24 protein-coding genes are annotated in these 26,715 nt (G+C 71.6%); 3 read left to right on the top strand and 21 right to left on the bottom strand.

The genetic code is table 11. The annotated features are described in order from the left end of the window. Position 1: 1 nt before the first annotated feature. From rnc to H516_RS17535, 9 genes are all read right to left on the bottom strand, one after another. Positions 2 to 667: a ribonuclease III gene (gene rnc, locus H516_RS0100710; RefSeq protein WP_026378260.1), complete on the bottom strand. Its 666-nt coding sequence runs from the start codon at positions 665 to 667 to the stop codon at positions 2 to 4. A gap of 91 nt (positions 668 to 758) precedes the next feature. Then, positions 759 to 962 (bottom strand): 50S ribosomal protein L32, encoded by a 204-nt coding sequence (gene rpmF, locus H516_RS0100705; RefSeq protein ID WP_022887809.1) that lies wholly within the window; start codon positions 960 to 962, stop codon positions 759 to 761. Between the two features lie 2 nt (positions 963 to 964). Next, positions 965 to 1,501: a YceD family protein gene (locus H516_RS17545; RefSeq protein ID WP_425393470.1), complete on the bottom strand. Its 537-nt coding sequence runs from the start codon at positions 1,499 to 1,501 to the stop codon at positions 965 to 967. A 44-nt stretch (positions 1,502 to 1,545) separates the two neighbouring features. Then, entirely contained in the window at positions 1,546 to 3,933 is a 2,388-nt protein-coding gene (locus H516_RS0100695) for a transglutaminase TgpA family protein (RefSeq protein WP_022887807.1), read from the bottom strand. After that, positions 3,923 to 5,347: a DUF58 domain-containing protein gene (locus H516_RS21055; protein WP_022887806.1), complete on the bottom strand. Its 1,425-nt coding sequence runs from the start codon at positions 5,345 to 5,347 to the stop codon at positions 3,923 to 3,925. Before H516_RS21055 ends, H516_RS0100695 begins: the two co-directional genes overlap by 11 nt. 1 nt (position 5,348) lies before the next feature. Further along, positions 5,349 to 6,323, bottom strand: coding sequence for an AAA family ATPase (locus H516_RS0100685; RefSeq protein ID WP_026378259.1), 975 nt, complete (start codon positions 6,321 to 6,323; stop codon positions 5,349 to 5,351). Between the two features lie 53 nt (positions 6,324 to 6,376). Continuing rightward, entirely contained in the window at positions 6,377 to 6,868 is a 492-nt protein-coding gene (gene coaD / locus H516_RS0100680) for a pantetheine-phosphate adenylyltransferase (protein ID WP_022887804.1), read from the bottom strand. 51 nt (positions 6,869 to 6,919) lie between these two features. Continuing rightward, entirely contained in the window at positions 6,920 to 9,130 is a 2,211-nt protein-coding gene (locus H516_RS0100675; RefSeq protein ID WP_022887803.1) for an ATP-dependent DNA helicase RecG, read from the bottom strand. Then, positions 9,127 to 9,960 carry a tetratricopeptide repeat protein gene (locus H516_RS17535; RefSeq protein WP_022887802.1) on the bottom strand — a complete coding sequence of 278 codons (834 nt, stop codon included), beginning with the start codon at positions 9,958 to 9,960 and terminating at the stop codon, positions 9,127 to 9,129. Before H516_RS17535 ends, H516_RS0100675 begins: the two co-directional genes overlap by 4 nt. A 48-nt stretch (positions 9,961 to 10,008) precedes the next feature. On the opposite strand from H516_RS17535, the gene rsmD reads away from it, so the two are divergent. Then, the gene (gene rsmD / locus H516_RS0100665; protein ID WP_022887801.1) at positions 10,009 to 10,602 is read left to right on the top strand and encodes a 16S rRNA (guanine(966)-N(2))-methyltransferase RsmD; all 594 of its coding nucleotides are present in this window, start codon (positions 10,009 to 10,011) and stop codon (positions 10,600 to 10,602) included. Here rsmD and thiL read toward each other — a convergent pair. Then, the gene (gene thiL / locus H516_RS0100660) at positions 10,572 to 11,606 is read right to left on the bottom strand and encodes a thiamine-phosphate kinase (protein ID WP_051138674.1); all 1,035 of its coding nucleotides are present in this window, start codon (positions 11,604 to 11,606) and stop codon (positions 10,572 to 10,574) included. The genes rsmD and thiL overlap by 31 nt on opposite strands. 207 nt (positions 11,607 to 11,813) lie before the next feature. Here thiL and H516_RS0100655 point away from each other — a divergent pair, with 207 nt between their 5' ends. Together H516_RS0100655 and H516_RS0100650 are read left to right on the top strand one after the other, a co-directional pair. After that, positions 11,814 to 13,481 (top strand): substrate-binding domain-containing protein, encoded by a 1,668-nt coding sequence (locus tag H516_RS0100655; protein WP_051138645.1) that lies wholly within the window; start codon positions 11,814 to 11,816, stop codon positions 13,479 to 13,481. Positions 13,482 to 13,557: 76 nt separating this feature from the next. Next, positions 13,558 to 14,055, top strand: a complete 498-nt coding sequence (locus H516_RS0100650) for a DUF3515 domain-containing protein (protein WP_022887798.1) — start codon at positions 13,558 to 13,560, stop codon at positions 14,053 to 14,055. Between the two features lie 15 nt (positions 14,056 to 14,070). Here H516_RS0100650 and H516_RS0100645 read toward each other — a convergent pair whose 3' ends face one another. From H516_RS0100645 to H516_RS0100595, 11 genes are all read right to left on the bottom strand, one after another. Beyond that, the gene (locus H516_RS0100645) at positions 14,071 to 14,970 is read right to left on the bottom strand and encodes a hypothetical protein (protein ID WP_022887797.1); all 900 of its coding nucleotides are present in this window, start codon (positions 14,968 to 14,970) and stop codon (positions 14,071 to 14,073) included. Positions 14,971 to 14,978: 8 nt separating this feature from the next. Continuing rightward, the gene (locus H516_RS0100640; protein ID WP_022887796.1) at positions 14,979 to 16,088 is read right to left on the bottom strand and encodes a D-alanine--D-alanine ligase family protein; all 1,110 of its coding nucleotides are present in this window, start codon (positions 16,086 to 16,088) and stop codon (positions 14,979 to 14,981) included. Beyond that, the gene (locus H516_RS0100635; RefSeq protein WP_022887795.1) at positions 15,988 to 17,127 is read right to left on the bottom strand and encodes an NAD(P)H-dependent glycerol-3-phosphate dehydrogenase; all 1,140 of its coding nucleotides are present in this window, start codon (positions 17,125 to 17,127) and stop codon (positions 15,988 to 15,990) included. Before H516_RS0100635 ends, H516_RS0100640 begins: the two co-directional genes overlap by 101 nt. After that, a complete protein-coding gene (locus H516_RS0100630; protein WP_022887794.1) occupies positions 17,117 to 17,893 on the bottom strand; it encodes a lysophospholipid acyltransferase family protein in 777 nt (258 codons plus the stop codon). Before H516_RS0100630 ends, H516_RS0100635 begins: the two co-directional genes overlap by 11 nt. A gap of 7 nt (positions 17,894 to 17,900) precedes the next feature. After that, entirely contained in the window at positions 17,901 to 19,268 is a 1,368-nt protein-coding gene (gene murA, locus H516_RS0100625) for a UDP-N-acetylglucosamine 1-carboxyvinyltransferase (RefSeq protein ID WP_022887793.1), read from the bottom strand. Then, entirely contained in the window at positions 19,265 to 19,885 is a 621-nt protein-coding gene (gene leuD / locus H516_RS0100620) for a 3-isopropylmalate dehydratase small subunit (protein WP_022887792.1), read from the bottom strand. Before leuD ends, murA begins: the two co-directional genes overlap by 4 nt. Next, positions 19,885 to 21,396 (bottom strand): 3-isopropylmalate dehydratase large subunit, encoded by a 1,512-nt coding sequence (leuC, locus tag H516_RS17530; RefSeq protein WP_022887791.1) that lies wholly within the window; start codon positions 21,394 to 21,396, stop codon positions 19,885 to 19,887. The genes leuD and leuC overlap by 1 nt, the downstream gene beginning before the upstream one ends. 142 nt (positions 21,397 to 21,538) lie before the next feature. Next, the gene (locus tag H516_RS21050; RefSeq protein ID WP_157432107.1) at positions 21,539 to 22,093 is read right to left on the bottom strand and encodes an FHA domain-containing protein; all 555 of its coding nucleotides are present in this window, start codon (positions 22,091 to 22,093) and stop codon (positions 21,539 to 21,541) included. A gap of 9 nt (positions 22,094 to 22,102) precedes the next feature. Then, complete coding sequence (locus H516_RS17520; RefSeq protein WP_022887789.1) at positions 22,103 to 24,421, bottom strand: transglutaminase-like domain-containing protein; 2,319 nt, start codon at positions 24,419 to 24,421, stop codon at positions 22,103 to 22,105. After that, positions 24,418 to 25,716 carry a DUF58 domain-containing protein gene (locus H516_RS0100600; RefSeq protein WP_022887788.1) on the bottom strand — a complete coding sequence of 433 codons (1,299 nt, stop codon included), beginning with the start codon at positions 25,714 to 25,716 and terminating at the stop codon, positions 24,418 to 24,420. Before H516_RS0100600 ends, H516_RS17520 begins: the two co-directional genes overlap by 4 nt. Beyond that, positions 25,713 to 26,681 (bottom strand): AAA family ATPase, encoded by a 969-nt coding sequence (locus H516_RS0100595; RefSeq protein ID WP_022887787.1) that lies wholly within the window; start codon positions 26,679 to 26,681, stop codon positions 25,713 to 25,715. Before H516_RS0100595 ends, H516_RS0100600 begins: the two co-directional genes overlap by 4 nt. Between the last annotated feature and the right edge of the window lie 34 nt (positions 26,682 to 26,715).

The following is a 26,715-nucleotide window of genomic DNA, read 5'->3' as shown; positions in this document are numbered from 1 at the left end:
CTCAGGCCGCGCCGCTGATCCGGGTCCAGGCCTCGAGCGCCGCGGCCATCTCGGCCTGCTTCTTGCTCGAGCCCGCGCCCGACGCCTCCACGAGTTCGCCGACCGTGACGGTCGCGACGAAGTGCTTGTTGTGGTCGGGGCCGGACTCGGCGACCGAGTACGACGGCGCCGGCGCGCCGCGGCGGGCCGCGATCTCCTGCAGGCTCGTCTTCGGGTCCATCGCGGCGCCGAAGCGCTCAGGATCTTGCATGAGCGGGGTGACGAGACGCAGCACCAGCTCGGTCGCGGCGTCACCGCCCGCGTCGAGGTACACCGCGCCGATGATCGCCTCGACGGTGTCGGCGAGGATCGACGGCTTGTCGGCGCCGCCGGTCATCGTCTCGCCGCGCCCCAGCCGGATGTAGGCGCCGACCCCGATGGTGCGGCCGACCTCGGCGAGGGCGACACTCGACACCAGGCTGGCGCGCCGCTTCGCGAGCTCGCCTTCATCGAGGTCGGGGTGATCCCTGAAGAGCCTGACGGTGACGGCCTGTCCGAGAATCGAGTCGCCGAGGAACTCGAGGCGCTCGTTCGTCGGGATGCCGCCGTTCTCGTACGCGAACGACCGGTGCGTGAGCGCGAGGAGGAGCAGGGCGGGATCGATGTCGACCTGCAGCGTTCGCTGCAATTCGTCGAGCGTGCGATCTTCGAGCGCTGTGCGCCCGCTCGCCGTGCGTTCCGTTCGCGTCACGACCGGTCGTCGGTGCGTCTCTGGCCGACTAGACGTCGGCGACCTTGCGGCCCTTGTACTCGAGGAAGAGCGGGGTGCCCGCGGAGTCCTCGACGACCTTCGCGCGGTGCGGAAGGCTGTAGGTGACCTTGCCGTTCTCGACGGTCTTGACGAGCGTGGGGACCTCGGCCTTCCACTGCGAACGGCGCGCGTGGGTGTTGGCGCGTGACTTCTTCCGCTTCGGAACAGCCATGACTATCTCTCTTCTCTCTGCTGGTCGGCGCCGGACATCGAATCCGGACCGTTGTCTTCGGAGGCCTGGAACCCTGCGAGCGCGGCCCAGCGAGGGTCGTTGTGCTCAGGGGTGACGAGTTCCGGATGATCGGCCAGTCGGACGCCGGTCTCGGGGTCGAGACCTGGGCAGTCCGGTCGGCACACCGGCTGGAACGGCAGTGCCAGCACTACCGCATCGCGGATGAGTGGTTCAAGATCCACGTGGTCGTCTTGAACCTCATACTCGATGGCTTCCCCGCCATGATACCCGAAGAGTTCTTGGAACTCGACTTGGACGGGCACCGCGAGTTCGATGAGGCAGCGCCCGCACTCGCCGTCGGCGGTCGCATCGACCTCGGCGGTGACGAGGATCCCCTCGTGCACGGATTCGAGCCGGACGCCGAGGTCGATCTCCGACCCCTCCTTCACGGCGACGAGACCTTCGCCGAGCTGATGGGCTGCGGGCGCGCTGACGCGCTCCTCGCGCATCTCACCCGGACGGTTCACGAGATCGCGCACGCTGAGGTCGAACACGGAATGCTTGGTGGCCACGATCGATGATTCTACGCGTCGACGGGTGGACGTTCGCCGAACGTCGGCCTCACCCGCTCGATCAGCGAGCGGGGCATGAGCGTCGCACGCCATCTGGCGGGCAGCGACTCCCCCTCGGCGAGCGCGGCGCAGGCGATCGCGAGCGCGCGCACGCGTTCGTCGGATGCCTCGGGCGAGCCCTCGCCCCGGCCGCCGGGGCGGTCCGCGCCGGCACCCGGTCGCTCCGGCGCCGGTCCGTAGCGTTCGCGCTCGACCGCGTCGCGGAGTGCCGCGAGCGCCTGCCGAGCCTCGTCGCCCGACTCGCCGACGAACCCCTCCCGATCGGCGATCCCCCGGGCGATGGCACGCGGAGTCGAGTTCGTCTCGACCCTGAACCCGAGATCGCGCGCCGTCGCCACGAGCTCGTCCCATGCGGCATCCGCCGGCCCGTCGCCTCGGGCGATGCGCCGATGCCGCGACGCGCGCTGTCCGGCCCGGAGCGCGGCGGGGGCGAGAAGGACGCCGGCGACGAGGAGCAGCGCGACGCCGCCCCTGAGCCACCACGAGTCGGCCGCCCCACCGGTGCCGCCGCCGTCCGCGAGGCCCCGATCGGGGTCGAGCTCGGGGCGTCCGTTCGGCGGCGCACTCGCGCTGCCCGAGGAGGGGGGTGGCGTTGCTGCGGGGTCTCCGGCGCCCGGCCGCGAGTAGTCGGGCACCGTGCCCCGACTCGGCGTGGGTTCGAACGGCACCCAGCCGACGCCTTCGAAGTAGAGTTCGGGCCACGCGTGCAGGTCGTGCGAGTCGACCTCCACGCGCTGCACACCGTCGACCCGCTCCTGGGTCGACGTGCCCTGGGTGTAGCCGACGGAGATGCGCGACGGGATACCGGCCTCGCGGGCGAGCACCGCCATCGTCGAGGCGAAGTGCACGCAGTACCCCGAACGCTCCTGGAGGAACCGGGCGATCACCTCGAAGCCTCCGCCGTCGTAGCCCGCCTCGACCGGCGCCTCCGTCGAGTACTCGAACTCGGGCGAGCGGAGGAACGCCTGGATCGCGACCGCGGCATCGTACTGCGTCGCCGCGCCGCCTGCGACGGTCGCCGCGGTCTCGGCGATGATCGGCGGTACGTCATCGGGAAGGGCGAGGAAGGCGTCGAACTCCTCGCCAGCCCGGCCTCCCGCCGCTCGCAACTGCGACGGGCTCGGGTCGACCTCGAGCCACGTCGCCCGATAGCGCTGCCCGCCGGTGTCGGTATCGACGCTCCGCACCGTCAGCGACCCGGCATCCCAGAACCACGAGCCGCTGAGCCCTTCGACCTGCCGCGTCGGGTACGGCAGCGGCAGCCAGGTGGTGCGCACCTCGTCGACCACGATGTCGATCGGATGCTCGGTGGCGGTCACCTCGTCGTCGAGCCCGTCGGGCAGGGGAAGTGCGTCGACGGTGTTGTCGGCGTCGACGGGCCGTTCGGTGACGCCCCACGCCGCGCCTTCGAATCGGTCGAGCGTCAGCACCGTGAAGTACGGGCGGTCGTTGTCTCTCGCGAAGTAGTGGAACGCCGGCCGCGGGTCGGGCCTTCGGAGATCGCGTCCGAGGTCGATGAACGGGCTGACTCCGCGGGCGAAGCTCATCGACGGCGAACCCGAGCCGAGCAGCAGGCTCGAGGAGATGCTCGGCGTCGAGGCGGTGAGCACCGCCGCCGTGAGGATGCCGACCGCGGTGAGGCCGAGCGTCGCGCCGAGGCTCGAGACGATCGGCACCCGTGTGGGCGGGATGACCGTGGTGCCGCCGGTCTCATCGTCGCGCTCGGCGGCAGCGAGCAGTGCGCGGCGACGGGCGCGCACGTCGATGCGCAGCAGCAGCAGGTACGCGGCCGCCGAGAAGACGAGCGTCGCCACCTCGGCACCCGACTCGATGATGAACCCGGGGATGAGGATCGGAACGAGCGCGGGGGCCGCAGCGAGCGCGGGCATGCGGACGGTCTGGACGAGCACGTCCGTGCAGATCGCGAGCACCCCGACGCCGAGCGCGAGGACGAAGCCCAGCGCCGGCACGGGAATCGCCGGGACGGACTGCTGCTGGATCGTGCGCTGGGCGCCGTCGAAGAGCTCGCCGAAATGGGCGAAGGTGTCCTGGGTCGGCACGATGAGGGCGAAGCTCGTCGACCCGCCGAAGAGCAGCGTGAGCAGGAGCAGCAGCACGACGAGTTCGAGCACCGGCACGAGCGAGGCGGGAACCCGGACCGCGCGGAGTCCGGCGCCCCCGAACAGCGTGCCGGCCGCCACGAACGCGCAGAGCCACCACCATCCGCTGCCCGAGATGAGCGGCCCGAGCGCCATCGTCGAGACCGCGAGCAGGAGGAAGCTCGCCGCGGTGAGCGAGAGTCGCTGACCGCGGGTGAGCGGCAGGGGGTCAGGGCGCATCGCGCCCCCCGGCGGAAGGGCGGGTCGAGCCGCGATCGGCGTCGCTCACTCGCGCGGCCGGTGCCGCGCCCGTTCGACTCATCGCGTCGGGTTGGGCGACGCCCGCCCAGGCGTCGCCGATCGCGGCCGCCCGACCGACTCGCACGATACGCCAGTCCGACTGCTCGAGCGCCTTCACCACCCGCGTTGAGACGGCCTCGCCGACGAAGGCGACCGCGGGCTCGAATCCGGTGCGGAGCGAGACGAGCGTCGCGGCATCCTGCTCGTCGGGGTCGACCAGCACGGCGAATCCCGGCATCCTCGCTTCGCGTGCGCGGACCTCGCCGCGACCGGCGCCCTCCGTGCTCCCGCCGCCCGGGGAAGTGCCGTCGACCCGCTCGCCGCGATTCGGGGAGTCGAGCCTCGCGAGGTCCTCGAGCAGCACGTGGTCTCCTCCGGGCAGGCGATAGGTGCCGGGCGCCCCCTCGCCGAGGCCGCCCCGCCCCGGGTCGCCGAGCGGATCGCAGCGGACGCGGAAACCCCGCTCGAGCAGGTGCACGCCGATCGAGGCCGCCACCTCGACGCCGAGCTCGAAGCCGAGGTGCACCAGCCCGGCCCACTCGGGCCTCGGACCCCCGGCGCGGAACTGCCCCGAGAGCATGGTGTCGAGCAGGATCCGGACCTCGGGGTCGCCGCGCTGCTCCTCCTCGCGCACCATGAGTTCGCCGCGCCGGGCCGTCGCCGGCCAGTTCACGCGGCGCAGCGGATCGCCGTAGCGGTACTCGCGGGCGATGAGCTCGTCGGAGTTCGGGTGCGCCCGGCGTTGCAGCCCGTGCAGCACGCCGTCGACGCTCGCGGCCGAACCGAGGGCCCGCTCGAGGGGGGTGACCCGCGGCGTCACCACGACCTCGTGACGCGTTCCGGCGTCACGGTCGATGCGGGCGAGGCCGAAGGGGTCGGCAACGCCGATCCGCATCGGGCCGATGCCGTAGACGCCGCGACGGGGCAGCCGCAGGCGGTACTCGAGGTGCACCGTGTCGTCGCCCGACGGCAGCACGCTCTCGTACGGCCCGAGCGCCGGCAGCACCGCCTCGGCCGGAGCATCGAGTCCCTCGGGCACCCGGTCGCGCCAGTGAGCGCCGTCGAGCGTCTGCCGCGAACGGTTGCGCACCGCGATCGCGACGGCAGACGAGCTGCCCGCCGCGACGATCGGCGGCGAGAACCTGCGGGTGACCCCGAGGCGCGGCACCCGGAGCGTCACGAAGAGCGCCGCGACCCCGGGCATCGCGATGCCGACGAAGGCGAGCAGCATGATGTCGCGCAGGTCGAACCAGAGCGAGACGGCGAGGAGCGCCGCCCCCACCACCAGCAGTGCGCCGCCGCGCCGGGTGAGTCGCGGCCAGGTCGCGACACGCAGGGGACGGGGGCGTCTCATGTCAGTTCCTTCGTGCGCTGCCGACCGGAACCGGCGTCTCCCCCACGATGCGTCGGACGATGGCGTCGATGAGCGGGCCCGCGTCGCGGTCGTGCGCCCCGAGCGCGCGGCTCGTCGGCACGAGCCGGTGCGCGAGCACCGGCACGGCGAGCGCGTCGATGTCGTCGGGGAGCACGAAGTCGCGACCGTGCATCGCGGCATGCGCCTTCGCCGCGCGCACGAGCTGGAGCGTCGCACGCGGGCTCGCCCCGAGCCTGAGCTGCCGGTCGTCACGAGTGCCACGGGCGAGTTCGACCGCGTACTCCTGTACGGGCTGCGAGGTGAACACCTGGTGCACCGCGGCGATCATGGCCCGGAGCTCGCCGAGCGAGACGACCGCCTCGAGCGACTCGAACGGGCTCGAGGTCTCGCGCGTCGTCAGCATCGCGAGTTCATCGGCCGGGGCCGGGTACCCCATCGAGATGCGCGCCATGAAGCGGTCGCGCTGGGCCTCGGGCAGCGGGTACGTGCCCTCCATCTCGACCGGGTTCTGCGTCGCGACGACGGTGAACGGCGGATCGAGGCGGAAGGTGGTGCCGTCGGCGGTGACCTGGCGCTCCTCCATGCACTCGAGCAGGGCCGACTGGGTCTTCGGACTCGCCCGGTTGATCTCGTCGCCGATGACGAGGTTCGCGAAGACCGGGCCGCGCTTGAACTCGAATCGCCGGCTCGCCTGGTCGAAGACCGACACCCCGGTCACGTCGCTCGGCAGTAGATCGGGGGTGAACTGGATTCGGCTGACACTCGCGTCGACCGAGCGTGCGAGCGCCTTCGCGAGCATCGTCTTGCCGACACCCGGCACGTCCTCGATGAGGAGGTGGCCTTCGGCGAGGAGCACCGTGAGCGCCGCGGTGACCGCGTCGCGCTTGCCGGCGATCACCGTCTCGACGTTCGCCACGATGGTCGCGGCGAGCGACCCGACCTCGTCGATGCCCATGGTCGCGGCGCGCGCCGCCGTTGCCGACCCGCCCGTCACCGCGACCTCGCCGCTCATGCCGTCATCGCCACCGCGAGGTAGTCGGCGACCACCGGAGGCACGTAGGGGGCGACGTCGCCGCCGAGCGACGCGACCTGGCGCACGAGGGAGCTCGACACGTGCGCGTTCGCCGGGTCGGGCAGGAGGAAGACCGTCTCGACGCCGGCGAGATGTCGGTTCACGATGGCCATCGGCGTCTCGTACGCCACGTCGAGCTGCGAACGGACGCCCTTGACGAGCACGCTCGCCCCGACGTCGGTGCAGTAGTCGACGAGGAGGCCCATGCTCCAGGCGGCGACGACGATGCGACCCTCGATGCCCGCGTCGGCGATCGACTGCTCGATGAGCGAGACGCGCTGGGCGATCGGCAGCAGCGCCGACTTGTCGGGGTTGTGCACGACGACGACATGCAGCTCGTCGTAGAGCCCCGCCGCCCGCGAGATCACATCGAGGTGGCCGCGCGTGACGGGGTCGAACGATCCGGGGACGACGGCGATCCGCTGCATACGAACCAGCGTAGCGCCAGCGGCGGCCTCGCCGGGGCCCGGCCGAGAGTCTCAGCCCTTGCTCAGGTACCCGCTCGCCTCGTCGTCGAGTCGGCGGCGGACGGCGGCGGCGAGCGCCGGGTGCCCGTCGAGCGTCGGGTCGACCTCGAGAATCACCTCGGCCTCGGCACGTGCGTCGGCGATGACCTCGCCGTCGCGCACCACGCGCAGCAGTTTCAGCGACGATCGCCCGCCCGACTGCATCGCACCGAGCACGTCGCCCTCTTGGCGCAGCTCGAGGTCGACGCGTGCCAGTTCGAAGCCGTCGAGGGTGGCGGCGACCGCCTCGACGCGCTGAAGGGCGAGCGAGTTCGGCGGTGCGCCCGTGACCAGCAGGCACAGCCCAGGCACCGCCCCCCGGCCCACGCGCCCGCGCAGCTGATGCAGCTGCGAGACGCCGAAGCGGTCGGCGTCGACGACCACCATGACGCTCGCGTTCGGCACGTCGACGCCCACCTCGATGACCGTCGTGGAGACGAGCACGTCGAGCTCGCCGGCCGCGAAGGCGCGCATCGTGCGGTCTTTCTCGTCGGCGCTCATGCGTCCGTGCAGCGGCGCGACGCGGAGCTCGGCGAATCGGGGGTGCTCGCCGAGTTCGGCGAGCACCGAGGCGACGGATGCCACGGGGCCCGCCCCCTCGGTCTCGCCGGGCGCCGGCTCGGCGCCGTCGTCTTCGGCGACCCGGGTCTCGATCGCCGGGCACACCACGAAGCCCTGGCGGCCGAGGGCGATCTCCTCCGCGAGGCGCTCCCAGACGCGCGGGCGCCACGCCGGACGGATCGCGAGCGGCACCACCTGCGATTCGATGCCCGCCCGGCCTGCGGGGAGTTCGGCGATCGTGGAGACGTCGAGGTCGCCGAACACCGTCATCGCGACGGTGCGCGGGATGGGAGTGGCCGTGAGCACCAGCACGTGCGGAGGCTCGGCGCCCTTCAGCCGCAGCGCCTCGCGCTGCTCGACCCCGAACCGATGCTGCTCGTCGACCACGATGAGCCCGAGGTCGGCGAAGGTGACCGTGTCGCCGAGGAGCGCATGGGTGCCGACGATGAGGCGTGACTGGCCGGCGGCGGCGCGCAGCAGCGCCTTCTTGCGTTCGGCGGCGGGCAGTTGGCCGGTGAGCAGGGTCGGGATCAGCTCGGCGGAGAGCTCGGGGCCGAGCATCTTCACGATCGAGCGGAGATGCTGGGCGGCGAGCACCTCGGTCGGCGCGAGCAGCGCCGACTGCCCGCCCGAGTCGGCGACCGCGAGCATCGCCCGCAGCGCGACCACCGTCTTGCCGGAGCCGACCTCCCCCTGAACGAGACGGTTCATCGGCACGGGCTCGCCGAGGTCGTGGGCGATCTCGGCGCCCACCTGCTCCTGGTCGCCGGTGAGCGCGAACGGCATGGCGGCATCGAAGCGCTCGAGAAGGCCACCGGGCGCCGGACGCCGCGCGAGCGCGTGGCGCGCCCGCAGGGCGGCACGCCGTTCGAGGAGCGCCGACTGCAGCACGAACGCCTCGGTGAAGCGGAGGGTTCGCCTGGCCGCCTTCCAGTCGGACTCGCGCTCCGGGCGATGCACCCGTTCGAGCGCCTCGCGATGGCCGAGGAGCGCACGGCCCTCGCGAACCGAGCCCGGCAGCGGGTCGTCGACCCGACCGAGTCCGTCGAGGAGCATCCCGATCGCCTTCGCCAGCTGCCAGCTCGCGAGCGTGGAGGTCGCGGGGTAGATCGCGATGGGCGCCTCGGCCCAGCGCTTGGCCGCCGCATCGCCGACCTCGGCGGGCACCTCGTCGTCGAAGAGCTCGTAGTCGGGGTGCGCGAGCTGGCGGTTGCCCCGGTAGTCGCCCACCTTGCCGGCGAAGATGCCGCGTCGCCCCGGCCGGAGGTCGTTCTCGCGCCACCGCTGATTGAAGAAGGTGAGGGTCAGCACGCCGGTGCCGTCGGAGATCTTCGCCTCGACGATCGACCCCCGGCGCTGGCGCATCTCGCGGACCCGAACCTCGATCACCTCGGCGACGAGGGTGACGTTCTCGTCGAGCGGCAGCGAGGCGAGCGCCGTGAGCTCGCCGCGCAGCGCATAGCGCCGCGGGTAGTGCGCGAGCAGATCGCCGACGGTGACATGGCCGAACGCCCGCTCGATCGCCTGCGCCGTCCGGCCGCCGAGCGCGCCGGCCAGCTTCGAGTCGAGCGTGTAGCTGCCGGGGATCGCCTCCTCCGAGGCATCCGCTGGTCGTGCGGTCATGCCTCGATCGTAGGCGGCGCCTCCGTCAGTGCCGCGAGTTCGGCCTGTACGTAGGGGTCGTCGGGGCGCTCGGCCGCGAGCGCGCGCTGGAGTCCGAGTGCCTCGTCGGTGCGGCCGAGGCTGCGGAGGCACCGCGCGACCGACCATCTCGCCACGTGCCGCTGCTCGGCGGTGCCGTACGCCTCGGCCGCCCGTGCGGCCTCCTCGAACTGCATCAGCGCACCGGTGAGCCGCCCGGAGTCGTGCAGGGTCCAGCCGAGGTTGTTGTGGAGCGCGACGCCCCAGCGGAGCACTCGCGGGTCACGCGCACCGTCGAGCACGTCGAACCCCTCGGTCGCCCACTCCTCCTCGTGGCCGACGTCGTGGAGGGCGAGCATGTGCAGGGCGTCGAGCACGAGGAAGGTCGAGCCGGCGATGGCGGCCTCGCGCACCCCGCGGGTCAGTTCGGGAACCGCGTCGGCGGGCCGGCCGTCGGCCGCGAGGAGCCGGCCGCGCTCGATCGCCACGCGGGCGCGCAGTTCGGCGAGGAGGGCACCGGGCTCGTCGTCGTCGACCGGCAGGGCGCCCACGACGTCGTCGAGTTCGGCGAGTGCCTCGTCGCGCCGCCCGAGCAGCCCGATGGCGCGGGCGAGTTGCGTCTGCATGACCGCGCGGGTGTGCGCGGTCTGCGATGCGTCGCTCGCAAGCTCGCGGAACCGCTCGGCGCTGGCACCGGGGTCGGCGAAGTCCCAGAGGCGGTCGATCAGTTGCTGCTCCCCCCCTCGGTGTCGGGACGGATCGGCGGGCAGGCGGTCGGTCGAGCCGGTCTCTTCATCAACTGGGGCAGGCACCCCTCCATCATGGCAGCGGTCGGCGGGCGTCGATAAGCTGCCGGGAGCATGACCCGCATCATCGCCGGATTCGCCGGCTCACTCAGCCTCCAGGTTCCGCGTTCCGGCACCCGCCCCACGAGCGATCGCGTGCGCGAGGCGATCTTCTCCGCGCTCGAGGCCCGTGACGCCATCGACGGCGCGCGCGTGCTCGACCTCTACGCCGGTTCAGGCGCGCTCGGTCTCGAGGCCGCGAGCCGAGGCGCCGCCGAGGTCGTGCTCGTCGAGCGGGCGAAGCCCGCCGCCGAGATCTGCCGACGCAACGCCGCAGCCGTGAGCCGCGCCGACGGCGGCGTGCACGCGGTGCGCGTCAGCGTCGTGTCGCGCGCCGTCGCCGCCTACCTCGAAGGAGCGGCAGGTCCGGTCGACCTGGCGTTCATCGATCCGCCGTACGACCTCTCCGAGACCGCGCTCGCGCACGATCTCGAGCTGCTCGCGCCGCTCCTGTCCGACGACGCGGTCGTGGTGGTCGAACGCAGCAGCCGATCGCCCGAGCCGGCCTGGCCCGCGGGTCTCGTCGCCGAGCGGCGGCGCGACTACGGCGAGACGACGCTGTGGTGGGCGGCGGCCGATCAGCCGGTGCGGCCGTCCCAGCCCGAGTAAGGGTCCCAGCCGACGGCGGTGATGGGCTCGCCGTCGACGCGCAATTCTCCGGGTGCGTCGACGACGCGGCCGACGATCTCGAACGGCGCGGGCACGGCCGTTCCCGCGGGGAAGGTCGCGAGCAGGCCGTGGTCCTCGGCGCCCGCGAGCGCGAGTCGCACCTCGGGGCCGAGCGCGGCGCCGTCGAAATCGAGGCCGACCCCGCTCGCCTCGGCCAGCCGCCGCGCGTCGCGAGCCAGCCCGTCCGAGACGTCGAGCATGGCGGTCGCTCCGGCTTCGGCCGCGACGACGCCGGCGGCGACGGGGGGTTCGGGTGCGAGTTGGGCGGCGATGAGTCGCGGATGCCTCGCGCGAAGCGCGGCGGCCCGTTCACGATCGGGCTCGCCCGAGGCATCCACCCCCTCGGCGAAGAGGAGGCCGAGACCCCGCGCCGCATCGCCGCGGACGCCGGCGTGCGCGACCAGGTCGCCGACCCGCGCGCCCGCGCGGGTCACCGGCCTCCTGCCCTCGAGATCGCCGAAGGCGGTGACCGTGATCGTCAGCACGGACGACGCCGAGAGGTCTCCGCCGACCACGCCTGCCCCGGGGGCGAGCGCGGTGAGCCCCTCGCGCAGCCCGTCGGCGATACCCTCGAGCACCCCGACGGCGAGGTTCGGCGGCGCCGCGATCGCCACGACCAGGGCCGTCGGCCTGGCGCCCATCGCGGCGACGTCGGTGAGGTTCGTCGCCGCGGCCTTCCAGCCGAGCTCGAAGGGCGTCGACCAGGCGAGACGGAAGTCGGGGCCGTGGATCATCATGTCGCACGTGACGACGAAGCGCCCGTCGGGCGCCGCGACCACTGCGGCGTCGTCACCGGCGCCGAGCAAGGCCGAGTCCCCCGCGTGCAGGCGCGGCAGGATCCGGGCGAGCACGGCCTGCTCGCCGAGGGCGCCGATCGTCTCGACCGATTCGCCGTGCTCGATCGGCTCGAGATCGGTTGCGGTGCTGGGGCGATCCTCGGGCATCCACTCAGCGTAGGTCACGACCGATCGCCGGATGGTGTGTAATGGTTCTTTACGAACTTGGTGCAGATGCCTACGCTGGGTTCGCGAAGAACCCGACCGCGGTGGACGCCCTGCCCACCGCCCTGCGATGGAGCGAGCGTGAGTCGACGGAGCGAACGAGCAGCTGACCGACGACGACGCCGTCGGACGACCATCGCGATCGCGGCGGTGTCCGCGACGGTCGCACTGGTCGGCGTCGCGGGCGTCGCCGGCGTCGCCTGGGCGAGCGGCGAGTTCGAACGCTGGCAGAACCCCGAGATACCCTGCACGACGCCGGCCGAGCTCAGCGTCGTCGCCGACCCGGCGATCGCCGCGACCGTGAAGGCGATCGCCGCCGACTACGACGCCGGTGAGCAGTCGTGCTCGCGGACCGAGGTCACAGCCCAGGCGTCCGCCGACACCGCCGCGATGCTCGCGTCGGGAAATGCCGCGGATGTCGACGCCTGGATCCCCGACTCCCCCGTCTGGCTCGTGCGCATGTCGAGCACCGCCAGATCACTCGGCCGACCGGTTCCGAACTTCGCCCTCGAGCGATCGATCGCCTCGAGTCCCGTCGTGTTCGCGGCCGCCGCGGAGCGCGCGGGTGAGCTCGGCGACACCCCTCCGGGCTGGAACGCGCTCATGAAGGGCGAGTTCACGGCGTTGCTCGCCGACCCCGAGGCCTCCTCGGCGAGCCTCAGCGCGCTCCAGGCGATGGAGCGGCGCGCCGACATCGGCGCACCCCGACAGTTCCAGACCGCGATGATCGAGCTCAACGACACCGTGCTGCCGACGGCGGCCGACGCATTCGCCGAGCTCGACTCGCGTCCGGCAGGGACGTTCGCGATCGCCAGCGAGCAGCAGATCGCCCTGCACAACGGCGAAACCGGGTCATCCCCGCTCGTCGCCCTCTATCCTTCCGACGGCACGCTCGCCCTCAACTATCCGTTCCTCCGTTCCCTCGACGAGACCGAGCTCGCGAAGAACCTCCCCGCTCCCGGTGCCGAAGACGCACCCGACACCGCGGAATCGCGGGCCCTCGCACTCCGGGCGAAAGAACTCGACGGGCTGAAACTCGCACTGTGGGGTGCGAAGGACGCCTTCGCCGCCGACGGCTTCCGCGACGGCGTCGGCTCGGGCGAGCTCGAGCAGGAGGGCATTCTCGCCGAAGCCGTCGCCGTCGACACCGCCGCCGCGGGCGCGCAGGTCTCGATCCTCCGCACCTGGGGCGTCCTGAGCCTGCGTTCGCGCATCCTCTCGGTCGTCGACGTCTCCGGCTCGATGGAGGAACCGACGGTCACGGGTCTCCGGCGGATCGACCTGCTCACCCAGGCGACGACCTCGACGCTGTCCCAGTTCTCGGGCGACGTCGACCTCGGCCTCTGGATCTTCTCGACCGAGCGTGCGGGCGAGCGCGACTGGGAGTCGCTCGCCCCCATCGAGCGGCTCGGCGATGCGGAGCACAAGGCGAAGCTCGGCACCGCCATCGCCTCCCTGCCGGGCCGGCTGGGCGGCGCCACCGGGCTCTACGACACCGCACTCGCCGCCGTCGCGCACGTTCGATCGACGTACGACACCGGCAAGGTGAACTCGGTGCTCCTGCTCACCGACGGCCGGAACGAGGACGAGAACGGGATCTCGCTCGATCAACTGCTCGCCCAGCTCACCGAGATGGACGACCCGGCGCAACCCGTCCCCGTCATCATGGTCGGCATCGGGCCCGACACCGACGTGAAGGCGATGCGTGCGATCGCGAAGGCCACCGGCGGGGCGGCCTACTCCGCCGCGGAGCCACGGGATCTCAGTGTCGTGCTCACCGACGCCCTCTCGCAGCGCGCGTGCCGCCCCAACTGCTGAGCACCGTCGCGCTCGCCAGCCGTGCGGCGCCCTCGATGCACCGGACCCACGGGTTCGGACGGCTACGCTGAAAGAGATGAACCGCCCGACCCCGCCCCGCCGCCGCGCCCGAGCCCTCGTCGTCGTGGGCGGTACCGCGCTCGCCCTCGCACTGACCGGGTGCAGCCAGGCCGTACCGATCGACCCCGCCGTCGAGGCGAGCGATCCCGATTGCGCCGCGGTCGTCGTGCGCCTGCCCGACTCGATCGCGAAGGACACCGGCGAGGAGCAGGCCGAGCGTGAGACCAACGCCCAGGGCACGGGCGCCTGGGGTTCGCCCGCGTCGGTGCTGCTGCGCTGCGGCGTGCGCGCACCGGGCCCGACGACCGACCGTTGCGTCACGGTCAACGGCGTCGACTGGGTCATCGACGAGACCGACGCGCCGAACTACCGCTTCACCACCTACGGGCGTACGCCCGCGGTCGAAGTACTCGTCGACAACGACGTCGTCTCGGGCACCACGGCCATCACCGAACTCTCCTCGGCCGTGTCGGTCATCCCCGCAGAGGGCACCTGCACCACGACCGAGGGCTGAGCGCGGCGAGCCGATTCAGTCCGCGGGGCCCAGGGCCGCGTCGATCGCGTCGGCGATCTCGACGAGCAGCGGCAGCAGCCACCGCCACGTCTCGGGGTCGTCGCTCGAGAGCTGCTCGGGAGAGGTGAGGATGAGCCGATCCTCGACGATCTCGAGGTCGAGTCCGCGGGCGGTGACCCGCTCGACGAGCTCGGGCACGAACACCGTGCGCCCGAGCAGTTCCCGCACGGTCTCGCTTCGACCGATCCGCGACGAGACCGCGAACCGCGCCGCGAGCTCACCGCCGTGCTCGAGTCCGGCAAGGTCGACGTCGCCGAGCGCGACGTCGAGGGGCGCGGGAGGCGTCTGCCGGGCAGCTGCGCCGCGCCTCCGAAGGTCGACCGTGCATCGCGGCGCCTCGTGCTTCAGCGTCGCCGAGGCGTAGCCCCACGACATCCGAACGCTGTCCCGGTAACCGGTCGAATAGGCGTGGTTGCCGACCTCGATCTCGCGCGCGCCGTCGAACCTGACGACGTCGTTCGACACCGCGACCGAGCCGATGCCGAAGATGCGGCCCGGTCGCTCGGGGTCGCTGACGCGCGGCAGGTACCGCGCTCCGTTGCGCTCGGCGAAGCGCTGGAGGCGGTAGCGACGGATCCTGCCCGCACCGGCCCGGCGCCGGGTCGCGACGACGACGAACGACGTGGCGACGATGCCGACGATCACCGGAAGCGCGGCCCCGAGGGGGCCCCAGAGCGCGCCGAAGATCAGCGCGCCGAGCCCGCAGGCCACGAACACGAGCCCGATGAGCACGCACCCGCCGACCGCCTCGTGCCGCGCGAGCCCCTGCTCGCGCGACCGTTCGCGGGCGCGCTGCACCGCCGCCCGGCCGGCCGGCTCGGTCAGCGGTGCGAGATCGAGCTCGCCGACGTCCACGGCGGCCCTCAGCGCGCGCCGGTCGCGTGCCCGATCTCGATGAGCTCGGTGATCAGCTCGGGGTAGCTGAGCCCCGAGTTGAGCCAGCACGTCGGGAACATCGAGATCGGGGTGAAGCCCGGCATCGTGTTGAGCTCGTTCACGACGAAGCCCTCGTCGGTGAGGAACACGTCGACGCGCGCGAGGCCCTGGCCGCCGATCGCCTCGAACGCACGCCGCGCGATGCGCTGGAGTTCGAAGAGCTCGCCGTCGCCGAGGTCGGCCGGGCACACGAGCTCGACCCCCGGGGCATCCAGGTACTTGGCCTCGAAATCGTAGAAATCGCGACCCGTCACGACAACCTCGCCGGCCACGCTCACCCGAGGGGCCGCGCCGTCACGGCCCTCGAGCACCGCGCACTCGATCTCGCGACCGACGACACCCGACTCGATGAGCACGCTCCCGTCTTCGTCGAAGGCGACGTCGAGCGCCGCGTCGAGCGCCGCCCAGTCGCTCACCTTGGTGACGCCGACCGACGAGCCGGCGCGCGCCGGCTTCACGAACACGGGGAGACCGAGGCTTCGGGTGCGCCGCTGCCAGAGATCGGGGTCGGCGGCGAGTGCGGCACGGGTCACGGTGATCCACGGCGCGACCGGGATGCCGGCGCCCTCGAGCACCGTCTTCGTGAAGTGCTTGTCCATGCCGAGCGACGAGGCGAGCACGCCGTTTCCGACGTACGGCAGGCCGACGAGCTCGAGCAGGCCCTGGATCGTACCGTCCTCGCCGAAGCGCCCGTGCAGGATCGGGAACACCACGTCGACCGCGCCGAGCGAGCGGGTGTCCGAGCCCTCGGTGCCGGGCCGCGCCGTCGTCACGGTCAGTTCGCGCGACGCCGTCGACTCGGGCCAAAGCACCCGCGTGCCGTTGTCGACGACCTCGGGCAGGTGCGCGGGGTCGAGCGCGAAGCGCGAGGGTTCGTCGGATTCGAGGATGTACGCGCCCTCGCGGGTGATCCCGACCGGGATCACCTCGAAGCGGTCACGGTCGATCGCTCCCAGCACTCCGCCCGCCGTGGCGCAGCTGATCGAATGCTCGCTTGAACGCCCGCCGAACAGCAGAACCACCCTGAGCTTGTCCATCGTTCGTCCTTTCGCCCTGGGGCTCGTCGTCGGTCGTGAGGTGGGGCGCGATGTCCTTCGGGTCGAGCGTGCCCGCGAGCACCTGACGCACCTGTTCGACGATGGGCATGTCGACGCCCTTCGCCCGCGCGAGTTCGAGGACCGGCCCGACCGAGGCGAGCCCCTCCGTGGTCTGCTGCATCTGGTTCACCACGTCGTTGAGGTGGTACCCCTGGCCGAGCAGCCGCCCCGCGGTGTTGTTGCGCGAGAGCGGCGACTGGCTCGTCGCGATGAGGTCGCCGAGCCCCGCGAGGCCCGAGAGGGTCTCTGGGTGCGCGCCGAACGCGACCGCGAAGTCGCTCATCTCGACGAGGCCGCGCGTGATGATCGACGCCTTCGTGTTGTCGCCGTAGCCGGCGCCGTCGACGATGCCGATCGCGACGGCGATGAGGTTCTTCAGCACGCCGCCGAACTCGGTGCCGATCACGTCGGTGTTCACGAAGGAGTGGAAATAGCGGTTGCGGGCGACCGAGGCGACGGCCTGCGCGGTCTCGAGGCTCGTCGACGAGACGACGGCGGCCGTCGGCTGCTCTTTCGCGATCTCGAGCGCGAGGTTCGGTCCGGAGATGACCGCGATCTGCGACTCCTCGATCTTCAGCACCTCGGCGATGACCTCGCTCATGCGCTTGCCCGTCGACTTCTCGACGCCCTTCATCAGCGAGATCACCGTGGCCTGGGCGTGCAGGTGCGGCGCGATGAGCGCGAGGTTGTCGCGCAGCGACTGGCTCGGCACCGAGACGAAGACCTGTTCGGCGCCCGCGAGCGCGAGGTCGAGCCGGCTCGTCGCCCGGAGGCCGAGCGGCAGGTTCACGCCCGGGAGGTAGTCGCTGTTGCGCTTGGCCTCCTGGATCTCGCGGGCCATCTCGGGACGTCTGGCCCAGAGCACGACGTCGGCGCCGCCGTCGGCGAGGATCTTCGCGAAAGTCGTGCCCCAACTGCCCGCGCCGAGGACGGCGACACGTTTTCCGACGGGCTTGCGGGGGTTCTGCTTAGTCTTCAAGACGGCCCGTCTCCTTCTGGCCGTGGGCCACCGGATCCCAGCGCTCGGCCGGGGCGGGCTCGTGCCGGATCTCGGCGAGGAGCCCGGCGATCGCATCCATCAGCAGCGCGGTCGCCGCGACCAGCGCAGCCTGGTCGACGGGTTTGCCGCGGAACGCGCTGAGGTCGAGCGGTTCGCCGATGATGACGTCGATCGTCTTGCGCGGGAAGAGGTTGAGCTTCTTGCCGTAGCGCGGCATGAGCGCCTGGGTGCCCCAGTGCGCGGCCGGCACGATGGGGATGTCGCGCTCCAATGCGATGCGCACGGCCCCCGTCTTGCCGCGCATGGGCCACAGCTCAGGATCGCGGGTGAGCGAGCCCTCGGGGTAGACCACGACCATACGCCCCTTCTCGACGAGCTCTTCGGCCGCGCGGAGCGCCGCATGGCCGCTGCTGCCGGCGCGCTCGACCGGGATCTGACCGGAGGTTCGGAGGAACCAGCCGAGCACGGGGTTCTTGAACAGGGAGGCCTTCGCGAGGAATCGCGGAGCGCGCCCGAGCTTCCAGCTCGCGGCGCCCATCACGACCGGGTCGATCTCGCTGTAGTGGTTCGGCGCGAGCACGAAGGCGCCCGCGGCGGGCATGCGCTCGCGGTGGTGGAACCGGAATCGAACCGCCAGGTTGAGCACCGGCAGGACGATGCCGGCGAGCACCCAGAAGAACGAAGGGCGGCGGGTCTCCGAGCGCGGCTTCGCCGTCGCCGTCGGAGACGAGTCGTCGTGTTGCACTCCCCTATTATCCTTCGAGTTCGAAATCCGCCCCGAGGAGCTCGAGCTTCGTGATGAAGTCCTCGTACCCGCGCGCGATGATTCCGACGTTCGAGACGGTCGATCGCCCCTCCGCGGTGAGCGCGGCGATCAGGTGGCTGAACCCGCCGCGGAGGTCGGGCACCTCGACGTCGGCGCCCGTGAGCTTCGTCGGACCAGAGATCACGGCGGAGTGCTGGAAGTTGCGCTGGCCGAAGCGGCAGGGCCGCCCGCCGAGGCACTCCTTGTGCACCTCGATCGACGCCCCCATCTCGACGAGCGCGTCGACGAAGCCGAAGCGCTGCTCGTACACCGTCTCGTGCACGATCGAGACGCCCTTCGCCTTCGTCAGCGCGACGACGAGCGGCTGCTGCCAGTCGGTCATGAACCCGGGGTGCACATCGGTCTCGATGATGACCGGCTTCAGTTCACCGCCGGGGTGGTAGAAGCGGATGCCGTCCTCGGCGATCTCGAACGCGCCGCCGACCTTGCGGAAGACGTTGAGGAAGGTGAGCATCTCGGCCTGCCGGGCACCGCCGACGAAGATGTCGCCATCGGTCGCGAGCGCCGCGGCCGCCCAGCTGGCGGCCTCGTTGCGGTCGAAGAGGGCGCGGTGCGTGTAGCCGTCGAGCTTCTCGACGCCCTCGATGCGGATCACCCGGTCGGTGTCGACCGTGATGATGGCGCCCATCTTCTGCAGGATGTTGATGAGATCCATGATCTCGGGCTCGATCGCCGCGCCCGACAGCTCGGTGATGCCGTCGGCGAGCACCGCGGTGAGCAGCACCTGCTCGGTCGCGCCCACGCTCGGGTAGGGCAGTGCGACCTTCGCGCCGTGCAGTCCCCCGGGCGCCGACATCCGGATGCCGCTCGGCAGCTTCTCGACGATGGCGCCGAAGTTGCGCAGCACCTCGAGGTGGTAGTCGATCGGCCGGTCGCCGATGCGGCACCCGCCGAGATCGGGGATGAACGCCTCGCCGAGCCGGTGCAGCAGCGGCCCGCAGAACAGGATCGGGATGCGGCTGGAGCCCGCGTGCGCGTCGATGTCGGCCATGTGCGCCGACTCCACGGCCGAGGGGTCGAGGATGAGCTCGCCCTCCTCGCCCTGCGTCACCGTGACGCCGTGCACCTCGAGAAGACCCCGCACGATCCGGACATCGCTGATGTTCGGCACGTCTTTCAGGACGCTCGGAGTGTCGCCGAGGAGCGCCGCGACCATCGCCTTGGTGACGAGGTTCTTGGCCCCCTTCAGTTCGATCCGGCCGCGGAGCGGCTTCCCGCCGTTGATCGTGATCCTGTCGACGTTCAACCCGACTGCCGTCCCGTGGTTCTTGGCATCCTGCCCGAGTGTGTTCACAGACTCCCTGATTCCGCCGGCTCCCGGATGGGGAGCGTCTTGGGCCGCCACGCCGCCCGATGTGTCTCGAATTCGGCGATGGCTCGTTCGTCCCGGAGGGTGAGGGCGATGTCGTCCAACCCCTCCAGAAGCCTCCACCGAGTGTAGTCGTCGATGTCGAAGGCGACCGTGAGCGCACCCGCGCTCACCGTCCGTGCAACGAGGTCGACGGTCACGTCTATTCCCGGGTCGGCCTCGACGACCGCCCAGAGGCGCTCGATGTCTTCATAGGCGACCTGCGCGGCGACGAGCCCCTGCTTGCCGGCGTTGCCGCGGAAGATGTCACCGAACCGCGAGCTCACGACGACGTCGAACCCGTAGTCGCGCAGCGCCCAGACGGCGTGCTCGCGACTCGACCCGGTGCCGAAGTCGGGGCCCGCGATGAGGACCTTCGCGCCCTGGAACTCGGGGCGGTTCAGCACGAACTCCGGGTCCTGGCGCCACCCGTGGAACAACGCGTCGTCGAAGCCGGTCTTCGTGACCCGCTTGAGGAACACGGCCGGGATGATCTGGTCGGTGTCGACGTTCGAACGGCGGAGCGGCACGGCGACGCCGGTGACGGTCGTGATCTTCTGCATCAGCGCGCCTCTCCTTCGGTGCGGTCGGTGGCCGTCAGGCCGGGATCGTCGGTGGTCGAGTGGGCCTCCGGGCCCGTACCGAGACCCAGATCCCAGGGGCTCGAGAGCGTCCCTCGGATGGCCGTCGCGGCCGCCACGAGCGGCGAGACGAGGTGCGTGCGGCCGCCCTTGCCCTGCCGGCCCTCGAAGTTGCGGTTCGAGGTCGACGCGCAGCGCTCGCCCGGGGCGAGCTGGTCCGGGTTCATGCCGAGGCACATCGAGCAGCCGGCGAAACGCCATTCGGCGCCGAAGTCGGTGATGACCTTGTCGAGGCCCTCCGCCTCGGCCTCGAGCCGTACCCGTGCAGAGCCCGGCACGACCATGACGCGCACGCCCTCGGCCTTCTGCTTGCCCTTGATGATCGAGGCGAACGCGCGCAGGTCTTCGATGCGGCTGTTCGTGCACGACCCCATGAAGACCGCGTCGACCCTGATGTCCTTGAGGGGGGTGCCTGCGGCGAGGTCCATGTACTCGAGCGCCCGCTCGGCCGCGGCGCGCTCGTGCTGGTCGTCGATCGTCGCCGGGTCGGGAACCGACTCGGACAGGGAGACGCCCTGGCCGGGGTTCGTGCCCCAGGTCACGAACGGCTCGAGCGCGTCGGCGTCGATCGACACCTCCGCGTCGAAGCTCGCGCCCTCGTCACTCGCCAGCGTGTTCCAGTACGCGACCGCGGCATCCCATTCGTCGCCCTCGGGCGCGTGCGCCCGACCCTTCAGGTACGCGTACGTCGTCTCATCGGGTGCGACCATGCCCGCCCGGGCACCCGCCTCGATCGACATGTTGCAGATCGTCATCCGGCCGTCCATCGACAGCGCGCGGATCGCAGAGCCGCGGTACTCGAGCACGTAGCCCTGACCGCCGCCCGTGCCGATCTTCGCGATCACCGCGAGGATGATGTCTTTCGCGGTCACCCCGGGGCGCAGCGTGCCCTCGACGTTGATCGCCATCGTCTTGAACGGCTTCAGCGGCAGGGTCTGGGTGGCCAGCACGTGCTCGACCTCGCTCGTGCCGATGCCGAACGCCATCGCGCCGAACGCGCCGTGGGTCGAGGTGTGCGAGTCGCCGCAGACGACGGTGATGCCGGGCTGGGTGAGGCCGAGCTGCGGCCCCACGACGTGCACGATGCCCTGCTCCTTGTCGCCGAGCGAGTGCAGGCGGATGCCGAACTCGGCCGCGTTCTTGCGCAGGGTCTCGATCTGGGTTCGGCTCGTGAGGTCGGCGATCGGCTTGTCGATCTCGAGCGTCGGCGTGTTGTGGTCTTCGGTGGCGATCGTGAGATCGGGGCGACGAACCGGGCGCCCCGCCATGCGCAGGCCGTCGAAAGCCTGCGGGCTCGTGACCTCGTGCACGAGGTGCAGGTCGATGTAGATCAAGTCGGGGGTGCCGTCTTCGCCCTGTTTCACGAGGTGGTCGCTCCAGACCTTCTCGGCCAGGGTGCGGGGGCGGTCGGCGCTCGTCTGCGCAGTGCTCATGCGTTCGTCTCTCTTCGGTGCAGGAGGATCGACTTCGATCCGGAGAAATCGGCCGACGACGGACTCCGCGACGGGGACGGCCTCAGAACGAAGCCCCGCCGCGGCGACGAAGGAGAAGTCGTGGCGCGCGCATGGAATCAGGCTACACCGTCGAGCGGACGACCCGATCCACCCGCAGGCCGAACTCGCCCAGGTAGAGCGCCGCACCCACCGGCACATGGCTCGGCTGCTCCGCCACGAGCTCGCGCAGCGGTTCGCCGGGCGCCTCGACACGGCTGCCGTTCGTCGAACGCAGATCGGTGACGCGCACGCCCTCCTCAGCCGGCTCGATGACGGCATGCGTCTTCGACACCGTGCGGGTCGGGTCGTCGATCGCGACCGCCCTGGCCTTCGAGCCCGCCGTGGCGAGCGGGTCGCGCCCGAGCACGAGCACCCCGTCGATCACGATTTCGGCCCCGGATGCCGCGACGAGCCGCCATGCCGCCGACTCGGACCTCGGCGGTGCCGCCGGGGCTGCGCCACGCGGAGAGGGCGGACGCGGTGCGGCGGGGGCCGCACGCCCGGGGACGAAGCTCGGCAGCGCACGGGGCGGCAGCGCCCTCGTCGGCGCGGCGCGCACCGTGCGATCGGGCGCGGCCGTCTCGGGCGCCGAGGGCACGAGGCCCGGCGGCGGGACGATGAAGTCCGGTTCTGCCACGTTCACAGCCTACCGACGGGAGCGGATCCGGTAGCGGCTGATGAAGCGGCGAACTCGACCGACCGCGGCCGTGACCGCGGCGGTGGCCGCCTCCGCCTCCGTCCAGCGGTGGACGACGATCTCGTCGGGCACGGTCTCGCCGTCGAACACGTCGCGGTCGATCGTCGCCGCCAGTGCGGTGAGCGCGATCGGCTCGGGCCCAGTGCCATCCGCACCGCTTCTTCGCATCGCCTCGGTGAGCCCCTGCTCGCCGAGCTGGCGCTCGAGGGCGCGCGCCGACCGGATGCGGGTGGTCTGTGCGGGCGGCTCGAAGCCGAGCTCGGCGTAGCGGTCGACCAGCTCCTCCCAGGCCGCTGCGGCCTGCCGGTCGTTCGGGCCGGTGCGCCGCCTGCGACGTCGCGCGGCCTTCACGAGCATCACGGCCAGCATGGGGAGGAAGACGATCGCGGCGGGGATGCCGATCGAGGCGAGGGTGACCCACACCCAGCCCGGCACCTGGAACGGGCGGTCCTTGTCGTCGTCGTCGGTCTCGTCGATCTCGACGGTCGCGAGCAGTTCGTCGTCGGTGTGCTCGGCGCGCGGGGGCTGGCGCACCTGCGGCTGCGGCTCGGACTTCGGCTTCGGCGTCTCCTCCTTCGGCACGTCGACCTGGTCGGGTGTCGGCCGGAAGCTCACCCAGCCGATGCCATCGAATGCGACCTCGACCCAGGCGGTGACGTCGTCGCCGACGACCTCGACCTCCTCCTGGCCCTCGCCGATCTCGGGCGCGAAGCCCATCACGACGCGCGCGGGGTAACCGAGATCGCGGGCCATGAGCGCCATGGCCGCAGCGTACTGCTCGGCGTCGCCGACCATCTGCGAACGCGTGAAGAGCTCGGTGATGCGGTCGGCGCCGTGCCCGGCACGCGACGGCACCGCGTCGGAGGCGAGGCCGTGGCTCAGGAAACCCCCGGTCTTCAACGCCGTCTCGATCGCGCGGAGCTGCTCGATCGGGCTGACCGCGTCACCCGCGAACTCGCTCGCCTTCGCCTCGGCGACGTCGGGCGAGTTCTCGACGATCGGGAGCGTGAGGTTCGCGACCGGCACGTCGAGGAGGGCTTCGGTGTCGGGCTCGCGCTGCACGTTCGCCGAGAGCTCGTAGCGCGCACCCTCGTCGAGGCCGCTCGTGAGCACCGCGGTGCCCGCTTCGGGGTTGTAGCGGAGGTCGCCGGCGCGTGCCGAGCTCTGTTCGTCGAGGAGGCGCAGCGACGAGCCGTAGCCGACCGTCGGCAACCACACGTCGGAGTACGCCCCCACTTCGACCTCGAGGGCGCGCTTCGATCCGAGATCGGCGAGACCGGGTTCGGGAAGGGTCTCGCCGACGATGCCGTAGCCGCCGCCGTCGGCACCGACGTCCTCGGGGCCGGCGACGTTCCAGAGCCGTCCGGTGTAGGAGTCCATGGTGGCCAGCCGCAGCGTGTCGCCGGGCTCGAGCCCGCGCACCGTGAAGAGCGTCTCCTCTGCCAGGTCCTTGGTGTACTTGCGGAAGCCCGAGAGCGGACTCGGGAACTCGAGGGGATCGAACGGCGGCACGATCTCCTCGCGGAGCACGAAGCGGTCGGGGCTCACCGGGGCGAAGGCGACGCCCGCGAGCGCGCCGACCGCGACCGCACCGGCCACGACCGCCGACGTGCCGGTGATCTTCTGCCTGCGCAGGCGCTTCGCGCCCTCTCCTGAGGCTTCGACGGTCGTGCCCCGGTGCCAGGCGATCCAGACGAGCGCGATCACGGCGAACGCGACGCCGCGAACCCCGGCGAAATAGGCCTCGTCGGTGCCGAGCAGGATGCCAGACAGGTAGAGCAGCGCGGGGCCGATGACGAGCACGCTCGCGCGGAGCGCGGTGCGGCGCTTCGGCAGCCAACGGGTCACGAGCAGCGTGCCGACGAGCGAGACCAGCCAGGCGGCGAAGTACGGTAGCGCGGCGATGTAGTATGGCGCTTCGACCGGCGTACCGATCGTGACGATGTCGGCCCAGCCGAAGACGGCGCCGTACGCGAGCCCGGCGAGCGAGCTCAGCGACGGCAGCACGCCGAAGATCGCGGTCTCGGGCATCGTGAACGGGGTGCCGAGCAGGAAGTAGGCGGCGAGCGCGAGGAGCACCGTCGTGAGCACACCGAGCCGCCAGAGCGCTCCGGCGACGGCGACGAGGGTGCCGACGACGAGACCGGCGAGGGCCGCGACGAGGAAGTTGAGGTCGCCGAAGGAGGTCTCGTAGCCGAGGATGCCGAGCAGCGACAGCAGGCTGAGGACGAGGAGGTCGCTCGTCACGTTGCGGGGAAGTCGCTTCACGGGCGCACCCTCCTCATCAGGCGCGGCAGATCGCCGAGCGCGCCGACGGTCGCCACCGTCGTGCCGGCGACCTTGGCGAGCGAACTCGTGGTGCCGAGCTCGACGCGGATCGCGATCGTCTCGGTGTCGTTGCCGAAGACGGTCTCGACCGAGCGGAACTCGGCGATGGGCAGCTGGGAGCCGCCGATCGCGATGACGACGCTCGGAGTGGGCAACCGCTTCGTCGCGTCACGAACGAAGTCGCGCATCGACGGGTACGCGCCGTCGGCCGGCTCGATCCGGGACGAGTCGTCGAGGAGGACGGTCGGCGTCGCCGTGCGGAGCGCCACGCCCTCGGTGACGACCGAGAGCCTGGTCGCGTCGCGCACGACCTGCACGCCGATCGAGGCGAGCACCGACACGCCGAGCTCGAACTCGTCGTCTGAGGCGTAGTGCGCGCGCTCGGTCGTCTGCACGAGCGTCAGCTGCGAGCGCCGCGTTTCTTCGTACTGGCGCACCATGAGCTGACCGGTGCGGGCCGAGGTGCGCCAGTGAACGTTGCGCAGCGGGTCGCCCGGCTCGTAGGCGCGCAGCGCGTGGAACGCGATGTCGTTGTTCGTGATGACCTTCGTGACCTCGCCCTCGAGGTCGCGCACGAGACCCGCGGCCGAGGGGCGGAGCCGCGCGGTCAACGGGTGGACGAAGAGCTCGACCGGGTCGGTCCAGCGCACGGTGCGGCGGAGGATGCCGAGCTGGTCGCCGCGCACCGAGACGGCCGGACCCGCGATGATCACGGCGCGCCGGTTCGTCGGCACCGCGAAGAGCTCCTCGTGCTCGGCGTCGGGGGCGAGGTGCGGCACGACGAACTCGGCGAGTCCGGCGCCGACCGGCAGCTCGATGCGGGCCGGCGCCGACGGCGAACCACCCGCGTTGCGGACGACCATGCGCCCGAGCGCCCGCTCCCCCGCCACGACGCGCGTCGGCTGAAGCTCGATGCCGACCGTGAAGTGCATGCGGCCGAAGATGAACGCGACCGACACGAGCATCGCCGCGAGCAGGGTGAAGCCGAGGAACGCGAACTCGATCCAGCCGAACACCCACGCCAGCACGAGGGCGACGACCGCGGCGCCGAGCACGAGCCATCCGGTCGTCGAGATCACGCCCGTCACGGGCGCGCAGAAGTCGGCGACGGCGCGCCCGGCGCGCGCGAGGGTCGCACCAAGCGAGCGCAGGGATGCCCCGAGCGAACGTGCGACGGCGCGGACTGCGATGCGCGCCTGCGACGGGGGCTTCGGCGCGCCGGACTCGGCGGTCATGCCGCCCGGTACGCCGGAGGTGCGACCTCGACGAGCACCCGGTTGACGATCGCCTCGGCGGTGACGCCCGCGAACTCCGACTCGGGGTCGACGATGATGCGGTGGGCGAGCACCGGCACCGCGAGGTCGCGCACGTCGTCGGGGGTGGCGTAGGTGCGGCCGTTCGAGATCGCACGCGTCTTCACCGCACGTGCGAGCGCGAGCGCGCCGCGCATGCTGACGCCGAGCGCCGCGTCCTTGTCGCTCCGCGTCGCCGAGACGAGTTCGTTCAGGTACGAGAGCACCGCCGCGTCGACGTAGACCTCGCTCGCGAGCTGCGACATCGTCGTGATCGAGCTCGGCGCGATGATCGGCGACACCTTCGAGGCGCGGGCGCGGTTGGCCGAATCGAGCAGCAGCGTGACGGCCGTGTCGTGGTCGGGGTAGCCGAGCGAGGTCTTGATCAGGAAGCGGTCGAGCTGCGCCTCGGGCAGGGAGTAGGTGCCGGCCTGCTCGACCGGGTTCTGCGTCGCGATGACCATGAACGGGCTGCCGACGTCGTAGCTCACGCCGTCGACGGTGACCTTGCCCTCCTCCATGACCTCGAGGAGCGAGGACTGCGTCTTCGGGCTCGCGCGGTTGATCTCGTCGGCGAGCACGATCGAGGCGAAGATCGGGCCGCGGTGGAACTCGAACTGGGCCTTGCCCTGGTCGTAGATCGTCACGCCGGTGACATCGGAGGGCAGCAGGTCGGGCGTGAACTGGATGCGCGAGTTCGAGCCGTCGAGGGTGTTCGCGAGCGCCTTCGCGAGCACCGTCTTGCCGGTGCCCGGGAAGTCTTCGAGGAGCACGTGCCCGTCGGAGAGCAGCGCCGTCACCACGAGTTCGATGACCTCGCGCTTGCCGAGGATCGCACGGTCGACGTTGTCGACGAGCTTCGAGAAGGCGTCCTGGAACCACAGGGCCTGTTCTTGGGTTACTGACATGCGTTCGTCTCTCTCTCGCTGCTGGGAAGTCGGG

The organism is Agromyces italicus DSM 16388 (assembly GCF_000421545.1).
GTDB classification, from domain to species: Bacteria; Actinomycetota; Actinomycetes; order Actinomycetales; family Microbacteriaceae; genus Agromyces; species Agromyces italicus.
The sequence above is the reverse complement of the archived record's forward strand: the minus strand, read 5'-3'. Positions and strand labels throughout refer to the sequence as shown.